The 19619-nt window shown below is 70.1% G+C and carries 18 protein-coding genes; 10 read left to right on the top strand and 8 right to left on the bottom strand.

Annotated elements, in window-relative coordinates:
* Positions 1 to 11: 11 nt before the first annotated feature.
* From ACFVXA_RS28375 to ACFVXA_RS28350, 6 genes are all read left to right on the top strand, one after another.
* Entirely contained in the window at positions 12 to 959 is a 948-nt protein-coding gene (locus tag ACFVXA_RS28375; RefSeq protein ID WP_383736851.1) for an ABC transporter permease, read from the top strand.
* Positions 956 to 2905 carry a dipeptide/oligopeptide/nickel ABC transporter permease/ATP-binding protein gene (locus tag ACFVXA_RS28370; protein WP_390027356.1) on the top strand — a complete coding sequence of 650 codons (1950 nt, stop codon included), beginning with the start codon at positions 956 to 958 and terminating at the stop codon, positions 2903 to 2905. Before ACFVXA_RS28375 ends, ACFVXA_RS28370 begins: the two co-directional genes overlap by 4 nt.
* The gene (locus ACFVXA_RS28365; RefSeq protein ID WP_390027353.1) at positions 2902 to 3987 is read left to right on the top strand and encodes an ABC transporter ATP-binding protein; all 1086 of its coding nucleotides are present in this window, start codon (positions 2902 to 2904) and stop codon (positions 3985 to 3987) included. Before ACFVXA_RS28370 ends, ACFVXA_RS28365 begins: the two co-directional genes overlap by 4 nt.
* Positions 3969 to 5522 (top strand): ABC transporter substrate-binding protein, encoded by a 1554-nt coding sequence (locus ACFVXA_RS28360; RefSeq protein WP_389464073.1) that lies wholly within the window; start codon positions 3969 to 3971, stop codon positions 5520 to 5522. The genes ACFVXA_RS28365 and ACFVXA_RS28360 overlap by 19 nt, the downstream gene beginning before the upstream one ends.
* 193 nt (positions 5523 to 5715) lie before the next feature.
* Entirely contained in the window at positions 5716 to 5919 is a 204-nt protein-coding gene (locus tag ACFVXA_RS28355; protein ID WP_362022849.1) for a hypothetical protein, read from the top strand.
* 86 nt (positions 5920 to 6005) lie between these two features.
* Complete coding sequence (locus tag ACFVXA_RS28350; protein ID WP_383736840.1) at positions 6006 to 7202, top strand: acyltransferase family protein; 1197 nt, start codon at positions 6006 to 6008, stop codon at positions 7200 to 7202.
* Positions 7203 to 7234: 32 nt separating this feature from the next.
* Here the strand turns inward: ACFVXA_RS28350 and ACFVXA_RS28345 are convergent, their stop codons facing one another.
* Together ACFVXA_RS28345 and ACFVXA_RS28340 are read right to left on the bottom strand one after the other, a co-directional pair.
* Positions 7235 to 7390 carry a zinc-binding dehydrogenase gene (locus tag ACFVXA_RS28345; RefSeq protein WP_389747076.1) on the bottom strand — a complete coding sequence of 52 codons (156 nt, stop codon included), beginning with the start codon at positions 7388 to 7390 and terminating at the stop codon, positions 7235 to 7237.
* A gap of 561 nt (positions 7391 to 7951) precedes the next feature.
* Positions 7952 to 8893: an NmrA family NAD(P)-binding protein gene (locus ACFVXA_RS28340; RefSeq protein WP_390027351.1), complete on the bottom strand. Its 942-nt coding sequence runs from the start codon at positions 8891 to 8893 to the stop codon at positions 7952 to 7954.
* A gap of 105 nt (positions 8894 to 8998) precedes the next feature.
* On the opposite strand from ACFVXA_RS28340, the gene ACFVXA_RS28335 reads away from it, so the two are divergent.
* From ACFVXA_RS28335 to ACFVXA_RS28325, 3 genes are all read left to right on the top strand, one after another.
* Positions 8999 to 9763, top strand: coding sequence for a TetR/AcrR family transcriptional regulator (locus ACFVXA_RS28335; protein WP_390027348.1), 765 nt, complete (start codon positions 8999 to 9001; stop codon positions 9761 to 9763).
* Positions 9764 to 10383: 620 nt separating this feature from the next.
* Positions 10384 to 10671 carry a hypothetical protein gene (locus ACFVXA_RS28330; protein ID WP_362022862.1) on the top strand — a complete coding sequence of 96 codons (288 nt, stop codon included), beginning with the start codon at positions 10384 to 10386 and terminating at the stop codon, positions 10669 to 10671.
* Complete coding sequence (locus ACFVXA_RS28325) at positions 10668 to 10982, top strand: membrane dipeptidase (protein WP_390027346.1); 315 nt, start codon at positions 10668 to 10670, stop codon at positions 10980 to 10982. The genes ACFVXA_RS28330 and ACFVXA_RS28325 overlap by 4 nt, the downstream gene beginning before the upstream one ends.
* 77 nt (positions 10983 to 11059) lie before the next feature.
* Here the strand turns inward: ACFVXA_RS28325 and ACFVXA_RS28320 are convergent, their stop codons facing one another.
* From ACFVXA_RS28320 to ACFVXA_RS28310, 3 genes are all read right to left on the bottom strand, one after another.
* Entirely contained in the window at positions 11060 to 11884 is an 825-nt protein-coding gene (locus ACFVXA_RS28320; RefSeq protein ID WP_383736828.1) for a DUF1684 domain-containing protein, read from the bottom strand.
* 244 nt (positions 11885 to 12128) lie between these two features.
* Positions 12129 to 13052, bottom strand: coding sequence for an LLM class F420-dependent oxidoreductase (locus tag ACFVXA_RS28315; RefSeq protein WP_390027343.1), 924 nt, complete (start codon positions 13050 to 13052; stop codon positions 12129 to 12131).
* A 131-nt stretch (positions 13053 to 13183) separates the two neighbouring features.
* Complete coding sequence (locus tag ACFVXA_RS28310) at positions 13184 to 13672, bottom strand: beta-class carbonic anhydrase (RefSeq protein ID WP_389747083.1); 489 nt, start codon at positions 13670 to 13672, stop codon at positions 13184 to 13186.
* Positions 13673 to 14411: 739 nt separating this feature from the next.
* On the opposite strand from ACFVXA_RS28310, the gene ACFVXA_RS28305 reads away from it, so the two are divergent.
* Complete coding sequence (locus tag ACFVXA_RS28305; RefSeq protein ID WP_390027341.1) at positions 14412 to 15620, top strand: acyltransferase family protein; 1209 nt, start codon at positions 14412 to 14414, stop codon at positions 15618 to 15620.
* Positions 15621 to 15639: 19 nt separating this feature from the next.
* Here the strand turns inward: ACFVXA_RS28305 and ACFVXA_RS28300 are convergent, their stop codons facing one another.
* The 3 genes from ACFVXA_RS28300 to ACFVXA_RS28290 all read right to left on the bottom strand — a co-directional run bounded on the left by ACFVXA_RS28300 (position 15640) and on the right by ACFVXA_RS28290 (position 19328).
* Complete coding sequence (locus ACFVXA_RS28300; protein ID WP_390027339.1) at positions 15640 to 17019, bottom strand: MFS transporter; 1380 nt, start codon at positions 17017 to 17019, stop codon at positions 15640 to 15642.
* Entirely contained in the window at positions 17016 to 17615 is a 600-nt protein-coding gene (locus tag ACFVXA_RS28295) for an ArsR/SmtB family transcription factor (protein ID WP_383901503.1), read from the bottom strand. Before ACFVXA_RS28295 ends, ACFVXA_RS28300 begins: the two co-directional genes overlap by 4 nt.
* Before the next feature lie 294 nt (positions 17616 to 17909).
* Positions 17910 to 19328, bottom strand: a complete 1419-nt coding sequence (locus ACFVXA_RS28290) for a DEAD/DEAH box helicase (protein WP_384399623.1) — start codon at positions 19326 to 19328, stop codon at positions 17910 to 17912.
* Positions 19329 to 19619: the final 291 nt, after the last annotated feature.

The raw sequence follows: 19619 nt of genomic DNA, 5'->3' as shown, positions 1-19619 counted from the left end.
GTGAGGTGAGCATGGCAATTCTGCGGCTGGTGGCAAGGCGACTGCTGTCGTCGATCCCCCTCTTGTTTCTGGTCTCCGCACTGACCTTCGTGTTGGTGTCCCTGGTGCCGGGGGATCCGGCTCGCACGATCGTCGGGCAACACGCGACCGTCGAGCAATACGAGGCGGTTCGGCGCCAGTTGGGCCTGGACGACGCCTTGCCCGTCCAGTACGGGCACTGGCTGATGCGCGTTTTCCACGGCGACCTCGGATCCTCACTCTTCAGCGGTGAGGCAGTGACCGACGTGCTCGGCGGCCGGGTACCCGTATCCCTGTCCCTGATCACGGTAGGGACCCTGGTATCCGGCATCCTCGGAGTGGCGCTCGGCCTGACGAGTGCGCGGCGCGGCGGAATCCTGGTGAAACTCGTCGACGGGTTGTCACTCGTCGGCCTGGCGGTGCCGGCCTTCTGGTTCGCGCTCGTGCTGATTGCCGTCGGAGCCGTGAAACTGCGCTGGTTCCCCGTCACCGGCTACGTTCCCTTCGCGGACGACCCTGCCGCGTGGGCGCGTTCTCTCGTCCTGCCCGTCCTGTCGCTGTCGCTGAGCGCGGTGTCCATCATCGCCAAACAGACACGCGACTCGGTGCTGGACACCTTCAACCGGGACTTCATCCGGGTGATGGAGGCCAACGGGTTCTCCCGGCGCTCGATCCTCTACCGGCACGTGCTGCGCAACGCCGCCCTGCCCGTGGTCACCGTCCTCGGCGTCGTGCTGGTCAGTCTGCTCGCCGCGTCCGTGTTCGTGGAGACCGTCTTCGCCATGCCCGGGCTCGGCAGCCTCACCCAGCAGGCGACCATCCAGCACGACATCCCCGTCATCCAGGGAACCGTTCTCTGCATCACCGTCTTCGTGGTGATGGTCAACCTGCTCGTGGATCTGGCCTACGGCCGACTCGACCCGAGGGTGCGTACCTCATGAAACTCTTCCCCGCCCTGGATGCGGGCAAGGCTGCCCGAAGCCCCGGACTGATGGCCCGCGTGCTGTGCCGTCCCGCAGGCGCGGTGTCACTCGGCTGGCTCGTCCTGCTCACCGTGGCCACGCTCGCGGCCTCCGCCGTCTGCACCTACAGCCCCCTGGACCAGGACCTGAGCCATGTCCTTGCCGGCCCCTTTGGCCATCACCCTCTCGGCACCGACAACCTCGGCCGGGACCTGCTCAGCCGACTGCTCTTCGGCGGCCGCTCCACACTCCTGGCCGTGGCGGAGGCCCTGACCGTGTACCTCCTGATCGGGGTCAGCTCGGGCCTGGCGGCCGGATTCCTCGGGGGATGGATCGACTGGCTCGTCACGCGGAGCGCGGATCTGCTCTTCGCTCTCCCCGGCATCATCATCGTCCTCGTGGTGCTCTCGGTCTTCCCGGGAAACCTCCACGCCGCGATGATCACGTTCGGCGTGCTGGGCAGCCCCGGACTCACCCGGGTGCTGAGATCCCAGACCCTCGGCATCCGTGAAGAGCTCTACGTCGCCGCGGCCCAGGTGGCGGGACTGCGCCGTACGCAGATCATGCGCCGCCACATCCTGCCCCGGCTGGCCAGCACGGTCATCGTCCAGTCCTCGCTGTTCGCGGCGGTCGTCGTCGTCATCCAGTCCGGCCTCGGATTCCTGGGCCTGGGCGCCCAACCACCCAACCCCTCCTGGGGAGGTCTGGTGGCCGATGCCTCCCAGAACATCGACCGCGCGCCGTGGATGCTCGTACCCACCGGTGTCCCGCTCGTCCTCACGGTGATGGCACTGGCCATCCTGGGCGACGCCATCAGGGACGCGGCAACGGAGAACTGGTCCGTCCCGAAACTGCGCCGGCGGGATCGGCGGCCCAAGTCCCTTGCGGCGACCAGCGATTCTGCCGCGGCGGCCGCGAAGGAGCGCGCGCGGCGTGCCGTCGACGACAACGACACGGAAGCGCTGCTGACGGTGCGCGACCTGTCGATCGCCATCGGGACCCCCGTGGTGCAACGCGTCAGCTTCCACGTGGGTGCCGGGGAGACCGTCGGCCTGGTCGGCGAGTCGGGGTGCGGGAAGTCGGTCACCTCGCTGGGCATCCTCGGCCTAGTACCGGGAGGTGGCGAGATCACCGAAGGGCAGGTGCTCTTCAACGGAGTCGACCTCGTCGGTGCTCCCCGCGCCCTGGAGCATGTCCGCGGCACCGGCATCGCCTACGTCTCACAGGAGCCGATGGTCGCTCTCGATCCGACCTACTCGGTCGGCGACCAGCTCGCCGAGGCGGTGCGCAGGCACCAGGACTGCGATCGCCGCGCGGCTCGGGAACGGGTGAGTGAGCTCCTGCAGATGGTCAACATCCCCGATCCCGCCGGTGTGGCGAAACGCTACCCCCACCAACTGTCCGGCGGCATGGCGCAACGGGTCGCCATCGCCCTGGCTCTCGCGGGCGATCCCGAGCTTCTGATCGCGGATGAGCCCACAACCGCACTCGACGTCACTGTGCAGGCCGAGATCCTCACTCTGCTGCGCACGCTGCAGGAGCAGACCGGCATGGCGGTGCTGATCGTCACCCACGACTGGGGAGTTGTCGCGGACCTGTGCCACCGCTCAGTGGTCATGTACGCCGGTCAGGTCGTGGAGGAGGCCGAGGTGCAGCAGATGTTCAGCCGGCCGCTTCACCCCTACACCGCGGGTCTGCTGGGAGCCAATCCCCACCTGGCACGCCGCGGGGAACCGCTGCCCACTATCCCGGGAACCGTCCCGGCCCCCGGCAATTGGCCGACCGGCTGCCGCTTCGCCGCCCGCTGCCATCTCGCCGACGACACATGCACCGAGCGTCCGGTCCTGCTCACGGCGCCGGCCCTCGACCGGCTCACGCGCTGCGTCCACGACCAGCAGCTCCTCGCGGAAGGCAGCCGTTCATGACCCAGCCGCCCCTCCTGGACATCAGCCAACTCGTGGTCCAGTTCCGTCAGGGCCGCCGCACCCCACCGTTCCGTGCCGTGGACGGTGTCTCACTGGCCATCGCCGAAGGCGAGACCGTCGGCCTCGTGGGGGAGTCCGGCTCGGGTAAATCCACACTCGGCCGCGCCGTCCTTGGACTCAGCGCGGTCCACTCGGGGCGCATCAAGTTCGAGGGACACGACATCACGCGCGCCTCGCCCAGAAACAGGCGCGCTCTGAGCGACCGGCTACAGGTGGTCTTCCAGGACCCCTACTCCTCCCTCAACCCGGCCCGCACCATCGGACAGACCCTGGCCGAGCCGCTCAGGGCGCACGGCGGGACCGACGGCAAAGGCGTCACCGAGCGCATCGCGACGATGCTGGAACGCGTGGGCCTGCCGGCCGACACCGCTCAGCGCTTTCCCGGACAGTTCTCGGGCGGTCAGCGCCAGCGGATCGCCATCGCCCGGGCACTCATGCTCCATCCACGCCTGGTGATCTGCGACGAGCCGGTCAGCGCTCTCGACCTCTCCATCCAGGCACAGGTGATGAACCTGCTCGCCGATCTGCAACAGGAACTCTCCCTCAGCTATCTCTTCATCGCCCACGACCTGCCCGTGGTGCGCCACCTGTCGCATCGCATCGTCGTGCTCTACCGCGGACAGGTCATGGAGTCGGGTCCCGCCGACGAGGTGTACGGCGATCCCGTGCACCCCTACACCCGGATGCTGCTGGAGGCGGTGCCCGAACCGGACCCCCGCCTCCAGCGGATCCGCAGGTCGGCACGGGAGGCCAAACGGGTCTCGGGTGTTCCGACCGACGCCGGATGCGCCTTCGCCCACCGCTGCCCACACGCCGTCGACCTGTGCCACCGCGAACGGCCCGAACCGGCGCCGTTCCCGGACGGACGGAAGCACGGCGCCGAAGGCGGCCGCAGCGTCGCCTGCCATCGCTCCACGGAACTCCACGGGCTGCCCAGGCCCCGCACAGCTGACACAAAGGAACTCGAGTCCGCCCCCAGCGGCCCGGAACGTAAGGAAGCACCATGCGCAGACAGCGAATAACCGCAGTTCTGGCGGCTGTCGCCGCGCTTGCGGCGGCGAGCACCGCATGCAGCGGATCGGGCTCCACCAGCTCCGGAAGCGGCGCTCACGGGGGCACCCTCACCGTCGTATCGGCCGGCGCGCCCGCGAGTCTCAACCCCGCCAAAGCCAACGTCGGCTCGGACAACTGGTTCATCAACCTCGCCTACGACACGGTGCTCCGACAGGGCCCGGGTGCCAAGACCGGGCCCGGCCTGGCGACGAAGTGGGGATATGTCGGCACCGGCAACAAGGTCTTCGACTTCACGCTGCGCGAGGGCCTCAAGTTCGCCGACGGCACCCCGCTGGATGCCAAGGCCATCGCGGCGTCCCTCAACTACAGCCGCAAGAACGGTCTGAACGTCTCCTGGACCTCGGCCATCAGTTCGGTCACCGCGACCGGACCCCTGACCGTGCGCATCCGATGCTCCAGTCCGAACCCCATCCTGCCCCAGCTTCTGACCCAGGTACTCATGATCGGCTCCGCGATCAGCCCCAAGGGACTGGCCTCACCGGGCGCGATGGGCACCAGATCCTTCGGAGCGGGCCCGTACCTACTGGACACGGCCCACAGCGCGACGGGCGACCACTACACCTACACGCCCAACCCCCACTACTGGGACAAGAAGAAGATCCACTGGAAGAAGGTGGTCATCAAGGTCGTCGCCAACCCCAACTCCGCGCTTCAGGCGGTGAAGACGGGTCAGGCCGACGCCATGGCGATCAACGCCAACCAGGTCGACACCGCCAAGGCGGGCGGACTCCAGGTCACCGGCACCCCGAACGCATTCCTCGGCGTCAACCTCGCCGACCGCAACGGCACTCTCGCCGCGCCCCTCAAGGACGTGCGCGTCCGCAGGGCCCTCAACTACGCCGTCGACCGAGCCGCGATCACCAAGGCCGTCGTACAGACACATGGCCACCCCACGGACCAGATCTCCTTGCCCGGCCTCGACGGCTTCGTCGACGACTACGACAACCACTACCCCTACGACCCGGCGAAGGCCAAGAAGCTCCTGGCAGAGGCGGGATACCCCCACGGCTTCTCGTTGAAGATGGAGGCCCAGGGCTTCTTCGGCATCGACCTCGTCTCACAGGCCGTGGTCCAGCAATGGCAGAAGATCGGCGTCAAGGCCGACGTCACCACCGACACCAGCGTCGGGCAGTGGCTTGCCTCCGCCACATCGAAGAAGTACCCGGTCCTCGGCTTCGGTTACGGCGGCGCACCCACGTACACGCTCGCCCTGGACTGGATGCTGCCGCACCCCACCGCGTTCAACCCCTACGCCACATCGGATCCCAAGCTGACCAAGATGCTCGCCAAGGCGAACGCCGCCTCCCCGCACGAGCAGCGGGCCTTGTACCAGGACGCGATGCGCTACGTCGTCGACCAGGCGTGGTTCGTCTCCGTGCTGCGCATGGACGGACTGTTCGCCTACAACGGCAAGAAGCTGTCCGGTTTCACTACCGCGCCCAGCTACCTGCCTGACCTCGCCTGGGCCGTCGCCCCGAAGTAGCACGCACCGGACACGAAGACAGCGGGGCAGGTCCGGCGGACGACGCCGGGCCGCGCCCCGCTCGGCCGCCCGGCAAGTGAGGCCTCGTGTGTCACCCTCAACGTCTGGACGCCGCGGCAGGGCGCCGCAAACCGGCCCGTCATGGTCGTGCGTACATGGAGGGGGTTCCTGACCGGCTCGGGGGCGGGCGGGCATGGGTGCGCAGCGGGACGCCGGTGGCCCCTTGGGGCAGTGCGGAGTCTTCCGGGGTGAGCTGCTGGATGACCTCCTCGGTCCCGAGCAGCCGTTCGACGGCGAGGACGGTGGGCCTGCGTCCGGTGGCGGCGGCCTGTTCGAGGACAGTTTCGCCCAGGCGTCCAAGGCGCGCGGTCGGCGGTGCTTGTCGGCACCGGTGTGATGTTGCCAATGTGACCGAATGAAAGGTGACGAAATGGCAACGTACCCTTTCATGCCCCACACGTACCTCCCGCGACAGGTGACTCGATGACGACGGCGACCAAGGCGCCCCGGACGCCGCCCGACACCGCCACTGCGACCAGCACCGCACATCCGCCTCCCGCTTTACTGCCCGCACTGCCCTCCCTCACCGGACTGCGGTGGGTGGCCGCGCTACTGGTCTTCGGACTGCACGTGCAGAACTTCCGCTACTTCGGCGCTGCCGGCGACCGCATCCTGAGGTGGGGATTCGGGGCAGGCGCAGCCGGAGTGTCGTTCTTCTTCATGCTGTCCGGTTTCGTACTGGCATGGTCCACGCGACCGAACGACCGCGCACTCACCTTCTGGCGGCGGCGCATTGCCCGCATCCTGCCGGTGCATCTGGTCACTGCCGGGGTTGCGCTGCTCATGGCATACACGCTGGCCCATCAGGCGAAGCCGACGCTGCGTCAGGGACTGGCGAATGTCCTGCTGGTCCATTCCTGGTGGCGGCCGTGGTGGCAGACGCTGGATCCGGTCAGCTGGTCGCTGGCCTGCGAGGCCTTCTTCTACGCCGCCTTCCCGCTGCTGGCGCTCCTGCTGCGTCGCCTCGGCGCCCGGGGAGCGACGGCACTGGCCGGGGCGTCGGTGCTGGCCGTACTGGTACTGGCCTGGGTGGACGCGCACCACTGGCTGCGCCAACCGCTCTACTCCTTGCCCGCCGCGCGTCTGCCGGAGTTCGTCCTCGGCGCGTCCGTCGCCCGGCTGGTGCTCCTCGGCCGGTGGCGCGGACCCGGCCTGGAAGCCTCACTCGCTCTGGCGATCATCGGCTACTTCTTCGTCCCGCAGGTCACCGCCGGTTACTCGGCCACCACCTGCACCGTCATCGGCTTCAGCCTGCTCATCCCGGCAGCGGCCGTCGCGGACCTGCGCGGTCTGCCCTCGTTGTGGCGGCACCGGCGGCTGGTGCGGCTGGGGGAACTCTCGTTCGCCTTCTACATGATCCACCTTTTGGTGCTGCGCGCCGGCACCAATGTGCTCGGCACCTCACCTCGCTTCGGTGTGCCGGCGGGGCTGGCCGCCACGGCCGTCGCGTTCACTGTGTCCCTCGGCCTGTCCTGGGTGCTGTACGAGGCGGTGGAGCGCCCCGCGAGACGGCTGCTGCTCGGCGGCCTCCGCCCCTCGAAGAGGCAGCCGATGGCTCCGGCCTCCCAGCCGCAGCCCGCTCCGCCCACCCGTGATGCTCCGGCCGCGGCACCCGACTGAGACACCGGGCCGCACGGCCGTTGTTCCTCTGTTCATACGGCCAGCAGGGTCTTCCCCACGTTGCGTCCCGCCTGCATCCGCTCATGGGCCTGGGCCGCGGCGGCCAGCGGAAGGATGTCGGTGACATCGATGTGCACGCTTCCCGAGGCGACGAGTTCCAGGGCCGCCAGACCATGCGTACGCAGCACGTCGGGGCACGTCGGGAGACGTCACCGATGTTGTAGCCGGTCAGCGCGCGATTGTTCTTCCACAGGGGGAGGAGCGGCAGGTTCAGGTCGGGGTGGCGAGCGGCTTCGCCGTAGAAGGCGACCCGGCCGAAGGGAGCCAGCACCTCCAGACTGGCGAGGCGCGTGGGGCCGCGGCCAGAGACCGCGGCCGGGACGACGGCCGCGGTGGCCTGAACAACCTTTACCGACCGCTGAGTTCGCGTACAAGTGCGGCAACTTGCTGCGAACGCCGGGTGCCGGGAGCCACGCGCCCGGGTGCCCGGTGCCGGGTGCCGGGTGCCGGGTGCCTGGCTCCCCGCGGCAAGAAGGCCGCGGTCGACGCGACCGTTTCTTCGGTCACGGCGTCCTGTTCGCAGAACGGAAACATCGCGTTCGCAGGGTGGGCCGTCGGCGCCATCCCGGCGGGATCAACGTGTGCGCGTGGACTGCCCGCGCGCGTGGTCGTCAGCCACTCCTGGACGGCCGGGTCGTGGACCGTCGTAGCCCTCGACGAGTGGGTGGGACCAGCGCTTTCGCGAGGTTCTAGGCGGTCCCGAGGAGTCGGGTCCGCAGCAGGGCGGCACCGGATTCCGCGAGCCAGTCGGCGAAGGTGCGCAGCCCGGGGTGGACGACGCGCAGCACCTCTATGTCGGCTTGCCAGCGCGCGCCGGACGCCCACCGTTCCCTGACCCGGGCGATCTCGGGGTTGAGCGCGGCGGCTTCGGCGTGGGTGAGTCGCTCGTAGCGCACCGCGGCACCGGTGGCTTCACTGATCGCGGTGACCGCCTCGGTCGGGGTGGGGGCGTCCCCTGCCAGTTCCAGGGTCCGGCCGGCGAACCGGTCCGGCTGGTCGAAGGCCAGCGCGGCGAATTCCGCGATGTCCTCCACCGCGATGATCTGGAGAGGTTCGTCCGCCGGGAAGATGTGCCGGTGCACGCCGTTGGCGATGCCGTCGACGCCGATGGCGGACGACGCGAGGAAGTTCGACATGAACCGCACCGGGCGCAGTGCGGTCACCGACGGAATCCGGTCGCGAAGGTAGTCCTCGATACGTATCTTCCCCGAGAGAGCGGCCGAAGGATTCGGTGTGGACGCGACGCCGGTGAACACCACGTGCTCGACTCCCGCGTCGGAGGCGGCATCGGCCAGCGCACGGCCGCGGGCGAACTCCCGCTCCACGTCGGTGCCGGCGGGCCCGTACGCCACGGGCGGCACGGCGAAGAGTGCCGCGGCTCCCTCCAGAGCCGCCGGCAGGCTCGACGGGTCGTCGAAGTCGCCGCGGACGATGTCGGCCCCGGCGGCCGCCAGGGCCGTGGCGGCCGGAGCGGTCGTGTCACGCACGAGCGCACGTACCGGCCTGCCGGCCGCGAGGAGACGACGTGCGGTGGCGCCGCCCTGTCGGCCGGTCGCACCGGTCACGACAACCAGGCGGTCACCGAGGCGCCCGCCAGGCGCGGCAGTGGAGTGTGCGGGCTGAGTGGTCATCTCGTCCTCCGCCCCGGGAGTCTCGGTGGGCACGGTCGGCGTGGGCCCGGGGTCGATGTGGAATGCTCCACCCGGTTGAGTGCGACGGACAAGGGATTACGTGACATGACCACAGCTCTTCAAGACGCCGGTCGAGCCGATGCGCGCCGTAACCGCACGAAGGTGCTCGCCGCCGCCGCTCGGGCGCTCACCGATCACGGCCTCGACGTCTCGCTCGGCGAGATCGCACGCCAGGCGGGGGTCGGCACCGGCACCGTGTACCGGCACTTCCCCAGCAAGGAGATCCTCCTCGAGGCCGTACTCGTCCAGCATGTCGACGACCTGGTCGCCGCCGCTCGACTGTGGGCGGCCCGAACGGCTCCTACGGCCGCCTTCTTCGGATTCCTCCTCGATGTCGTCGACAAGTCCTATGGACGCAGGTACGTCTGTGAAGCCGTGACCACGGATACGAGCTGGCCGCGCCCGAGCCTCGCCGCGTCGGCACGACGCTTCCGTCAGGTACTGGACGAACTGCTCCGTGCGGCTCAGCAGGCCGGCGGGGTCCGCACCGACGTCAGCCCGGACGATGTCGCCGCGCTCACCGTCGGGTGCGCGACGATACGGGCCGCCCACCGCGACCGGGCCGACGGCACCCGCATGGTGCACCTGGCGCTGGAGTGCCTGCGGAATCCCGTGCCGCGCGATCCCGTACCGGTCACGGAAGGGCGCCGGTTTCGTGACGCGACCGGGACGCTTCACGCAGCCCCGCAGTGCGAGGAGTGCGGTGCCCGGCTCGATGCCCGGACCACTGGCCGCCCCGCACGCTACTGCGGCGCAACCTGTCGGCAGCGGGCGCACCGCCGCCGCGTCGCCCCGGCAACACGTTCCTGACGGGGCGCCGAGGCCGGCGCCGTGGCGTCCGGTGCTCGACGGTGTCGTAAGTCCGGCAAGCAGCTCCAGCAGAACGCGGCACCGGCCGAGGCGGCGGCATCCGCCCGCCAGGGGCGGGGCACCCACGTCGTCCTGTGGCGCAGCGGCAGGTGGAAGATGCCGCATGACCATCTGAGCTCCTGATCCCGCGGCCTCCCCGAAGGCCGGCGTGGGCGGGGCCGTCCTCCGGGGCGGCGGGAGCAGTCACGTGGCCGGGAGTGCGGCGGGTGACCGTCTGGCGTCGAGCAGCTGGGCTTCGACAGCGGAAGACCGTCGCGATGCCCGACGAGGACACGGTATTCCAGGGCGGGTGCCGCCGGAGGCGGCGCGGGTCGGACGTGGCGAGAGTCGGACGTGGCGAGAGCCGAGCCGGACGTGGCGCTGTTGCATGCGCGGGACACGTCGAGGGCCGAGGTGGGTTCGTCCGCGATGAGCAGCGGGGGCCGCAGCCGGTGGTGGTGATCACGGGCGCCGCCTCCGGCGGAAGCGATCAGTCCCGGACCGGCGGAGGCCCCGATGCGCGTACGTGGCGCCGTGCCGCACGGCGCGGGCACGGGAACGCGGCTGGATCAGAGGCGAAGGTGCTCGACCCCTTCACCGAACTGCAGCGCGAACCGGGCTTCGCGGCGCTGTTCATCAGCCATGACCTCGCGGTGGTCGAGCAGGTAGCCGACCGCGTCGTCGTCCTGCACCGCGGCCGGATCGCCGCGACCGGTTCCACGGCCCAGGTACTGGGCAGCCCACAGGACGACTACACCCGGCGGCTGGTCGCCGCCCTGCCCGTCCCCGACCCGGTCCGGCAGGCCCGCCGCCGTGACCTGACCCTCGACGCCCTCGACGCCCTCGACGAAGGAGTGGCCAGCCCATGACCGACACCGACATCGCGGCGGACGTGGTCGAGCAGGTGCTCAGCAGCACCCCTGTCTTCGACGGGCACAACGACCTGCCCGTGGCGTTGCGCGCCCGCTCCGGTTACAGCATCGAGGGCCTCGCCGACGGCCGCCCGGACCTGCACACCGACCTGCCCCGGCTGCGCGCCGGAGGAGTCGGCGCGCAGTTCTGGTCGGTGTACGTCTCCTCGAAGCTGCCCGAGCCCGACTGGCGCCGTTCTCGTGGGGGGCAACGGCCGGCGCCGTCGGGCCCTCGCCCGTGGCGCAGCCCTCGCCCGCGCGACTCCTGACCGAGCGGGCCGCGACGGCCGGACGCCTCTCAGCCGGCGCTGACCGGTCGTCGAGGAACGTGTCGCTGGGACGACGTTCAGACCCCGCCCCGCTCACGGGGCGTCTTCTGCCCGGCCTCGATGGCCACCGGCAGCCGGTTCTCCGACGGTGGCAGTGGGCAGGTGGCCAGGTCGGTGTAGGCGCACGGCAGGTTCGCCGCGCGGTTGAAGTCGAGGACGACCGTGCCGTCGGCGGCCGGCGGGTCGAGAGAGAGGCTCCGGTTGGCGGCGTAGGTGGTCACCCCGGAGGTGGCGTCGGTGAAGAGCACCAGCAGCCGGCCGGGCCCCCGTCCGGGGAACGCGGTCAGGGCCAAGGGGCGTCCTTCGAGTTCGAATTCGATCCGGCCCGGTGCGTCGTACACGTGCTCCAGTCCCTCGACCGCGGCGCCCACGGTCGTCGGACGCGGCTCGTCGAAGGCGCTGTAACGACCAGTCACCACCCAGCGGGGATCCGGTGCGTAGGCGGGTGTACCGGCGAATGCGGTGCGCAACGGCGCGTCCGGATGCCGGGGCCGGACGATGTCGTGTCCGCCACGCTTGGCCACCTCGATCACGGCATCGCCCCAGACCGCGTCGACGCCACCACGCTCGGGCAGCACTCCGAAGCGGTGTTCGCCGCGCACCGGCGTTCCCTCCACGACGAGTTCCTCGCCGTCGTCGAGGGCTACGGTGACCCCGGCGGCGTCGGTCCACCAGGCGCCCGGTGCGTCCGGGAATCGCTGCGGCCGGTCGTCGAGCCAGTGCAGGCCGGTGATCGCCAGGAATCCGTGCGGATCGGCGAGCCGCGCCTCCTGCCCGCGGTACCACTCCTGCCAGTCCCGGGTGAAGGCCTGGAGGTCCGTCGTAGTGAGCTGAACGGTCATGGGCACTCCTTCTTTCGCGAGGCTCGGCCTCGGAGTGGTGTGAGGGTCTTCGGTGGAGAGGTGCCGCTGTCGGCAGTCGTGGTCGAGCGGGCCCAGCGGTACCGGCGCTGTGTCGTGGGCCGGGTCGAGCCGGGTTCACCGTTCACGAACTACGGTGCGCGGCGGGGGAGTCGTGTGCTGCGCCAAGGTGGGCACCGCCGCCGGGGACGGGCGGGCTGACGACCGGGAGGCGGTCGGCATGTCGTCAACCGGCCAGTTCCCCGAGGAGCGCCCAGGTGCGCCGCCGGTCCGTATCTCCCGCGATCTCGGTGCCCGAGAACACCACCTCTGTCGCCCCGGCGTCCCGATAGCGCCGCACTTCGGCCGCGACCGTCTTCTCATCGCCGATCACGGCCAGATCGGAGGCCCGTCGGCCGCCGGAGACTTCGATGGCCCGCGCGTAGGACGGGATCTGCTCGTAGAACGCGAGCTGTTCGGTGGCCTTCGCACGTACGGCGTCGACATCGTCCGTGACCACGCCGGGCACCAGGGCCACGATCCGGGGCGCGGGCCGACCCGCGGCCTCCGCCGCCGCGGTCAGGGCCGGAACGATGTGTTCGCTCAGGGCGCGCGGTCCCGCCAGGTAGGGGAGGATGCCGTCCGCCAGCTCACCGCTGGCACGCAGGGCCTGCGGCCCCATCGCGGCGACCAGCAGAGGAACACCCCCTTCGGCCCCCGGTACGCGCGCGGGGATCGGAGTGACGGCGGTGAGCAACTCGCCGTGGAAGTCGGCCGTACCGCTCTGCGTCAACTGCCGCAGAGCGGTGAGGAACTCACGCAGACGGGCGATGGGCCGTTCGAAGGGGATACCGAAGCCGCTCTCGGTCAGGAGCTTGGTGCCGAGGGCCAGCCCGAGGTGGTAGCGCCCGTGAGTGGCCGCCTGGGCGGTCTGGGCCTGGCTGGAGACCAGGAGCGGGTGGCGGCCGAAGACGGGGATCGCGGAGGTGCCCACGTGAAGCCCCGGCACCTCCCGCCCGACGATCGCCGCGAGCTGTGGTGAATCCGCGCCGAAGGTCTGCCCGAACCAGGCCGACCGCAGGCCGGAGGCCGCGGCCTCGTGTGCCAGTTGTACGGCGGTGTCGACCTGGTTCTCCGCCTCGGACGCGTTGAGTGCCACTCCAACAGTCATGTCAGTGAGAACCCCGGCTGCCCGACCAGGCATTCCGGACCGTGTGTGACGGCTTCTTGTCAGGTGTGTGTACGGGGCCGCCGCTCACACAGGGTCCGCCCGGGGCGCCGGCGTGAGGTCGTTCCTCATTGTCACTGGACTTCGTTGAGCTTGCCGGTGGCCACGTCGAAGACGAAGCCCCGGACGCGGTCTTTGCGTGCGATGAAGGGGTCGGCCTGGATGCGCGCGATCGACTGCCGGACGTCCGTGTCCAGGTCGCCGAAGGCCTCCGCGGCCCACGGCGGACGGATCCCGGTGTCCTCCTGGACCGCGTCCTTGAAGCCGTCGTCGGTGAAGGTCAGCATGCCGCAGTCCGTGTGGTGGATGAGGATGATCTCCTCGGTGCCCAGGAGACGTTGGCTGATGGCGAGCGAACGGATCTCGTCCTGCGTGATCACGCCGCCCGCGTTGCGGATGACGTGGGCCTCACCCTCGTTCAGGCCGAGGATCGCGTACACGTTCAGCCGGGCGTCCATGCAGGCCACGACGGCGAGTTGTTTCGAGGGAGGCAGCGGGAGCGGGCCGGAGAACGTCTCGGCGTAGCGGGCGTTGTTTGCGAGGAGTTCATCGGTCGTGGACATGGCGGACCTCGGTTCTCATGCGCGCGGGAGGGTGTTGTGCGGAAGGCGGATACGGCGTGTGTCATCCGCCCGTACCAGGCGGTCAGATCGCCGTGCGACAGAACCCGTCGAACACATGGACACGACGCGAGGGCCAGAAGCCCGTCCGCGTGGTGGCGAAGGTCGTCATGCGACCAGTGAACCTCCTGCCCTCGTGAACCGGCAAGGAAACACGTGTTCGGTGCGGCGCGCGCAGAACGTATGAACTCCGTCGAGTCGGCGGTCCGGATGGCCGGGCGCACGGCCCGGCCGCCCGCACCGTCGAAGTCCTCGGCGGCGAGGGCATCGCGGCCCGCCAATGCGTGGCGGAGCGCCTGCCGGGTGCTGGAGGGCCGCACTGAGGTGCGCCGCCCGCGCAAGATCGAGCCCGGCGGGGGCGCCGCCTTGCGGGCCAGGCCACGGCATCCCCGTGCGTGGCGCCTGCCCGCGCCGGACCGTCGCCCGTCCAGGTGAAGACGGGATTGAGGCGTGCGTCAACCAGAACCTCGTCGGCGGGGGGAGATGACTGCTCCATGCGGACTGTCTCACTCCGGCGGCCCCGTATTTCACCGTTGACATTGGGTACGGGCCATGTGTGGGCCACGACGGTGCCGTGATCCGCCCTGAGAAGGACAGCCGGCAACCTCGTCATCTGCCCGTCGGGCATGTGATCGGGTTCCGGGCCCTGTCAGCAAAAGGACGACCCTGGAACGGGGGACGCATGACCCAGGCGGATCGCACGGGATCGGCCGGCGTGGCCACGCGACGGGAGAACGAGGGGGCTGTCGCGGAGGAGGTGCCGTTGCCGCACACGGCCGCCGCGACGCGGGTGATCGCGGCCGGGCCGGTCGCCCGCAAGGACCGTCTCGCCGCGTTGGACGGGCTGCGATTCCTGGCGGCCCTGTCGGTGGTGCTCTTCCACTTCGTCGGCCAGACTCCCCAGGCGATGATTGTCGTCTGGGGGCGCCCCTACCAGAGCACCTTCCCCGCGCTGCACGGCTACTTCGCTTTCGGACGGCTCGGCGTCGATCTGTTCTTCCTGATCAGCGGCTTCGTCATCTGCATGAGCGCGTGGGGCCGCACGCCGCGTGACTTCTTCATCTCGCGCGTCACCCGTCTGTATCCGATGTACTGGGTCGCGATCGTGGTGTCGGCGTGCGTCATCTACCTGGCCGACAGCCCGTTCGGGCACCCCAACCCTCGGGTTCTCTTCGCGAACTTCACGATGCTGCAGACCCCGCTCGGCGTGACCAACCTGGACCCGGTCTACTGGACGCTCTGGCCGGAACTCTGCTTCTACCTCACGTTCGCGGTCGTGGTGTGGAAGGGCCTCACCCACCAGCGGGTGGTGATCTTCTGCGGGCTGTGGACGGTCGCCGCGGTGTTGGCGCCCAGCGCACACATCCCGCTGCTCACGCTGATCGTGAACCCGACGTCCGCCCCGTACTTCATCGCGGGCATGGCCTTCTACCTCATGTACCGCTATCGGCCGACGCCGTTGCTGTGGGGGATCGTCGCCATGTCGTGGCTGCTGGCGCTGCACTTCCTGCTGGCACCCCACGGCGGTCGCAACAATTGGGACACCTGGTCGCCGTGGCGCGGCTGGCTGGTCCTGGTGACCACGGTGTTCTTCCTGCTGGTCGGCGCCATCGCGCTCGGCTGGACCCGCTGGATCCGCTGGCGCGGTCTGACCGTCGCGGGTGCGATGACCTTCCCGCTCTACCTGCTGCACGACACGTTGGGAATGACCGTCGCGCACCACTACGGCGATCGGGTCGCCCCCTCGACTCTCGTCGGGGTAACGGTGAGCATCTTGATCCTGCTGTCGTACCTCGCGCATCGATTCGTCGAGCGCCCGATCGCGCTGGCCATGCGGCGCTCGCTGAACACCGCCGCCTTCGGCCTGCAGCCACCGACGCCGCGCCCTTGAGACCGCGTTTGAGACGTGGTCACCAAGGAGCGCTGCCTGACGAGCGGCTTTCGCCCTCTTGGAGGGGCTGGGCGGCCGGAAGGTCGGCCCGCGTGTCATCGAGGTACTGGTCGGCTTCCGGCTCGGTGCCGCCATCGGCGGGGAGCGAAGCGTCCGGGGGCAGCGAGTGGACGCGCGGTACGGGTGAGGGGAGCAGCCACAGCAGCGACAGGGCCCCTCCGGCGGCGGCCGTGATCAGGGTTGCCCTGAGGCCGATGAGGGTGGCAAGCGCGCCTCCGACGACGGCACCGACGGGGCGGATGCCGTAGTTGACCGTGCTGTAGGCACCGGCCACGCGACTGCGCATGGCGTCTGGGATCACTGCGGTCTGCAGGGAGTTGAGGTTGACGTCGAACAGCATGACGCCGATTCCGGCGAGGAACTCCGCGGCGCCCAGGGCCGCTGCCCGGGCCCACATGGGACCGCTCGCGGCGGCGGCGATGGCGATGGGGGCTGGGAACAGTACCGCGCCGACCGCGATGCTTCGTCCCACGCCGATCCGTCGCGAGATCCTCGGGGCTGCCACCGCGCCCAAAAGAGCTCCGGTCGATCCGATGCCGAGCGCCAGTCCGATGGTCCCCGCGGACAGGTCGAGCACGCGGTCGGCGAAGAGCACGGTCAGGCCGGTGCCCGACACGAAAGTGAAGAAGTTGACGGTGGTCGCGCAGCCGAGGCTCGCTCGCAGCACCGGGTGACGAACCACGAAGGCCAGCCCCTCTCTGGCACGGCGCAGCAGTGAAGGCCCTGCCGCCTCCCCGGGAGCAACGGCTGATTCGTCGACCCGGATCGGCCCGAGCAGGGCCGCAGAGGCCAGGAAGGACAGGGCGTCAGCGATCACGGCGACGGGCGCGGTCAGGGCTTGGACGAGCACGCCGCCGATGGCGGGGCCGGCGACGTAGGAGGCGGACCGGCTGGTGCTGAGCTTGCTGTTCGCGTCGACGTATGACGAGCGTGGCACGAGGTGGGCGAAGAAGGGCGGATAGGCGATGTTGAACAGCACCCCTGCGGCGCCGGTCAGCAACGCCACCGCGTACAGGTGACCGAGGGTCACGGCGCTCAGCAGGTACGCGGCCGGCAGGGTGAGCAGCACGCACGCGCGTGCCAGATCGGCGAGGACCATCAGGCGACGCTTGTGGACCCGGTGATCGACCCAGGCGCCCAGCACGATGGCGAGGAGATTCGGGGCCCAGGCCAGCGCGGTCAGACACGCGACCTGATTGGCCGAGGCGTGCAGCGCCGCCACGGCGATCAGGGGTAGCGCCAGTTCGGAGATCCTGTCGCCGAACTGCGACACCGACTGCCCGGCCCAGAACCTAAGGAACCGTCGGTCCCGCCACAGTGACATCTGCGGGGCGTTCATGCGGGCTCGCCTGTCTGCTCGTCTTCGCCCTCCGGGAGGAGGTAGCGCAGGAGTCGGACGCCACGGGCACCGCTCGGCCGCTGGGCCGGATCGCGCGTCACGTAGGGAGCGAGGACGCTTTCGATCGCGTCCTCGATGGTCGCGAGTTCTTCGGCGGAGACCACGACGCGGGTATTGGCCAGCCCCGCCAGCCTGAGCCACGCAGGATCCAGTCCGGGTTCGGTCTCGGTCACCCACCGATGAGGCAGGTCGGCGGAATGGGCGAACATCTGCCGGGACAGCACCCGTGCGGCGGACTGGCCCTCCTCGTCCTCCGGCACCTCGAACCGGAACCCTCGTGCCGCGGCCTCCCACCTGCGTTCCCGGCGGTCCGTTCCGGGCTCGGCATCCCGGACCAGTCCGAAGCCCGCCAGGTGGCGCAGATGCCAGCTGGCCACGGACGGCGTGGCCCCGACGTCCGGTGACAGCTGCGTCGCCGTCGCGGGCCCGTGCCGTTGCAGGCGCTCGAGGATTGCCAGCCGCACCGGGTGCGCCAGCGCACGCATGGTCTTCGGGTCGGTGATCTCGATATCGCCCAGGCGATTACCTCGCTCCATGACGTGAGAGTGTTCTCTCACAATGTGTGAGAGTCAACTCTCATACATTGCCGGGACTGTTGCGATAGCCGGGGAGTGGCCAGCTGGATCGTGCGAAGACGGCTGCGCATAGGCGCGAGCGTGCCGGCGGGCGTGCGGCATCCCCGCAAGACTTCTCTCCACGGCCCAGCGGTGGGGCAGCACGACGAATCCGTGGCGTCGTTGGGGCGCCTGACCGGTTCAATCGTCAGATTGACGGGTGTGCGCCCGTGTGCGTACACGGGCCACAACCCGCTCGGGCAGGTCCGTCCGGCGTCAGCGGCCCTTGCGCACCCGGGCCGCCGCGCGGGCTTCCGCGGTCTTCCGGGCGTCGGCGGTCTTGCGGGACTCCTTGGCGGGGCGGCCCGGACGGGTGCCGAGGCCCCGGAAAGGGGCGTTGCCACTGCTGGTCTTCGTCCCGACGGGCGGGCGTTTGGCGCCGGTGATGGTGGTCAGCGCCGCCTCGCCGGAGCGTACTTGTGTGGTCGTCGGCCGGATTCCGGCGTCGGACATCATCCGGTTCACGTCGCGGCGCTGGTTGGGGGTGACCAGCGTGACCACGCTCCCGGCTTCCCCGGCGCGTGCCGTGCGTCCGCCACGGTGCAGGTAGTCCTTGGCGTCGGCCGGCGGGTCGACATTGACGACGAGGTCGAGCGCTTCGATGTGAATGCCCCGCGCGGCGACGTTGGTGGCCACCAGGACGGTGATCTCACCGTCCTTGAACTGGGCGAGCGTGTGCGTGCGTTGTGGCTGTGACTTACCGCTGTGCAGGGCGGCGGCTCGTATGCCGCTGGCCCGCAGGTGGCGGGTGAACTGGTCCACGCCGGCCTTGGTGTCGAGGAACATCAGTACCCGGCCGTCCCGCGCGGCGATTTCGGTCGCGGTCGCGTACTTGTCGGCGGCGTGAATGTTCAGCACGTGGTGTTCCATCGTGGTGACCGAGCCCGCCAGCTGATCGACCGATGCGAGAACCGGGTGGTGAAGGTAGCTCCGTACCAGCTGGTCGACGTTGCGGTCGAGCGTGGCCGAAAACAGAAGCCGCTGCCCGTCGGAGCGGACCTGGTCCAGGATTTCGGAGACCTGGGGCAGGAATCCCAGGTCGCACATCTGGTCCGCCTCGTCCAGCACCGTGATCCGCACTTGATTCAGGTGACAGTCCCGGCGCGACACCAGGTCGGCCAGCCGTCCCGGCGTAGCGATGACCACCTCGGCGCCGGTCCGCAGCAGCGCCTGCTGCCGGTTGATCGACAGGCCGCCGACCACCGTCGCCAGTCGCACGTTCAGCGTCTGCGCGTACGGCGCCAGCGCGTCGCTCACCTGCTGTGCAAGCTCCCGGGTCGGCACCAGGACCAGCGCGAGCGGCCGCTTGGACTCCGCTCGCAGGCCTGCCGTCCGGACGAGCAGTGCCAGCCCGAAAGCCAGCGTCTTGCCAGAACCGGTCCGCGCCCGGCCGAGGATGTCGTGGCCGGCCAGCGCGCTGGGCAGGGTCGCCGCCTGGATCGGGAAAGGCTCCGTCACCCCGAGGCCGGTCATCGTCTTCACCAGCTCCGCCGGCAGCTCGAGTGCGTCGAAGGACGCGGCCGGCGGCAGGTCCGGTGAGACCGTCTGCGACGTCGAGAGTTCGCCCTGCGGCGCTGTCGCCTGCCGGTGCTTGCCCGCACGGGGGAGTCCAGGGGGCGGCGGCTGCGCGTTCATGGGGAACCTTCCTCGGTCTGACACCCGGGAACGCGCCGGGGCCCGTACCCCTTGGTACGGGCCCCGGCGGCGTCGAAGCGTGCCCTCAGTTTACCAGCGGGCGCCCCGATGCCCGCCCGACCGTCGGCCCGTGCACCGGACGCCGAGCCATGGCCGCTGCATGGACGGCAGATGCCTGAGCGTCCGGGCGCACCGGCAAACCTCCGGTGAGGACCTGCCGTGGTGGACCGCCAGGCCGGCTGGAGGCTGGGCGGACGCCCCGGGGACCGGCGCGCCCGCCCGTGTTGGGCG

Origin of the sequence: Streptomyces sp. NPDC058246 (genome assembly GCF_042881985.1) — a bacterium.
Taxonomy (GTDB): domain Bacteria; phylum Actinomycetota; class Actinomycetes; order Streptomycetales; family Streptomycetaceae; genus Streptomyces.
This window is presented reverse-complemented; position numbering and strand designations above follow the sequence as displayed.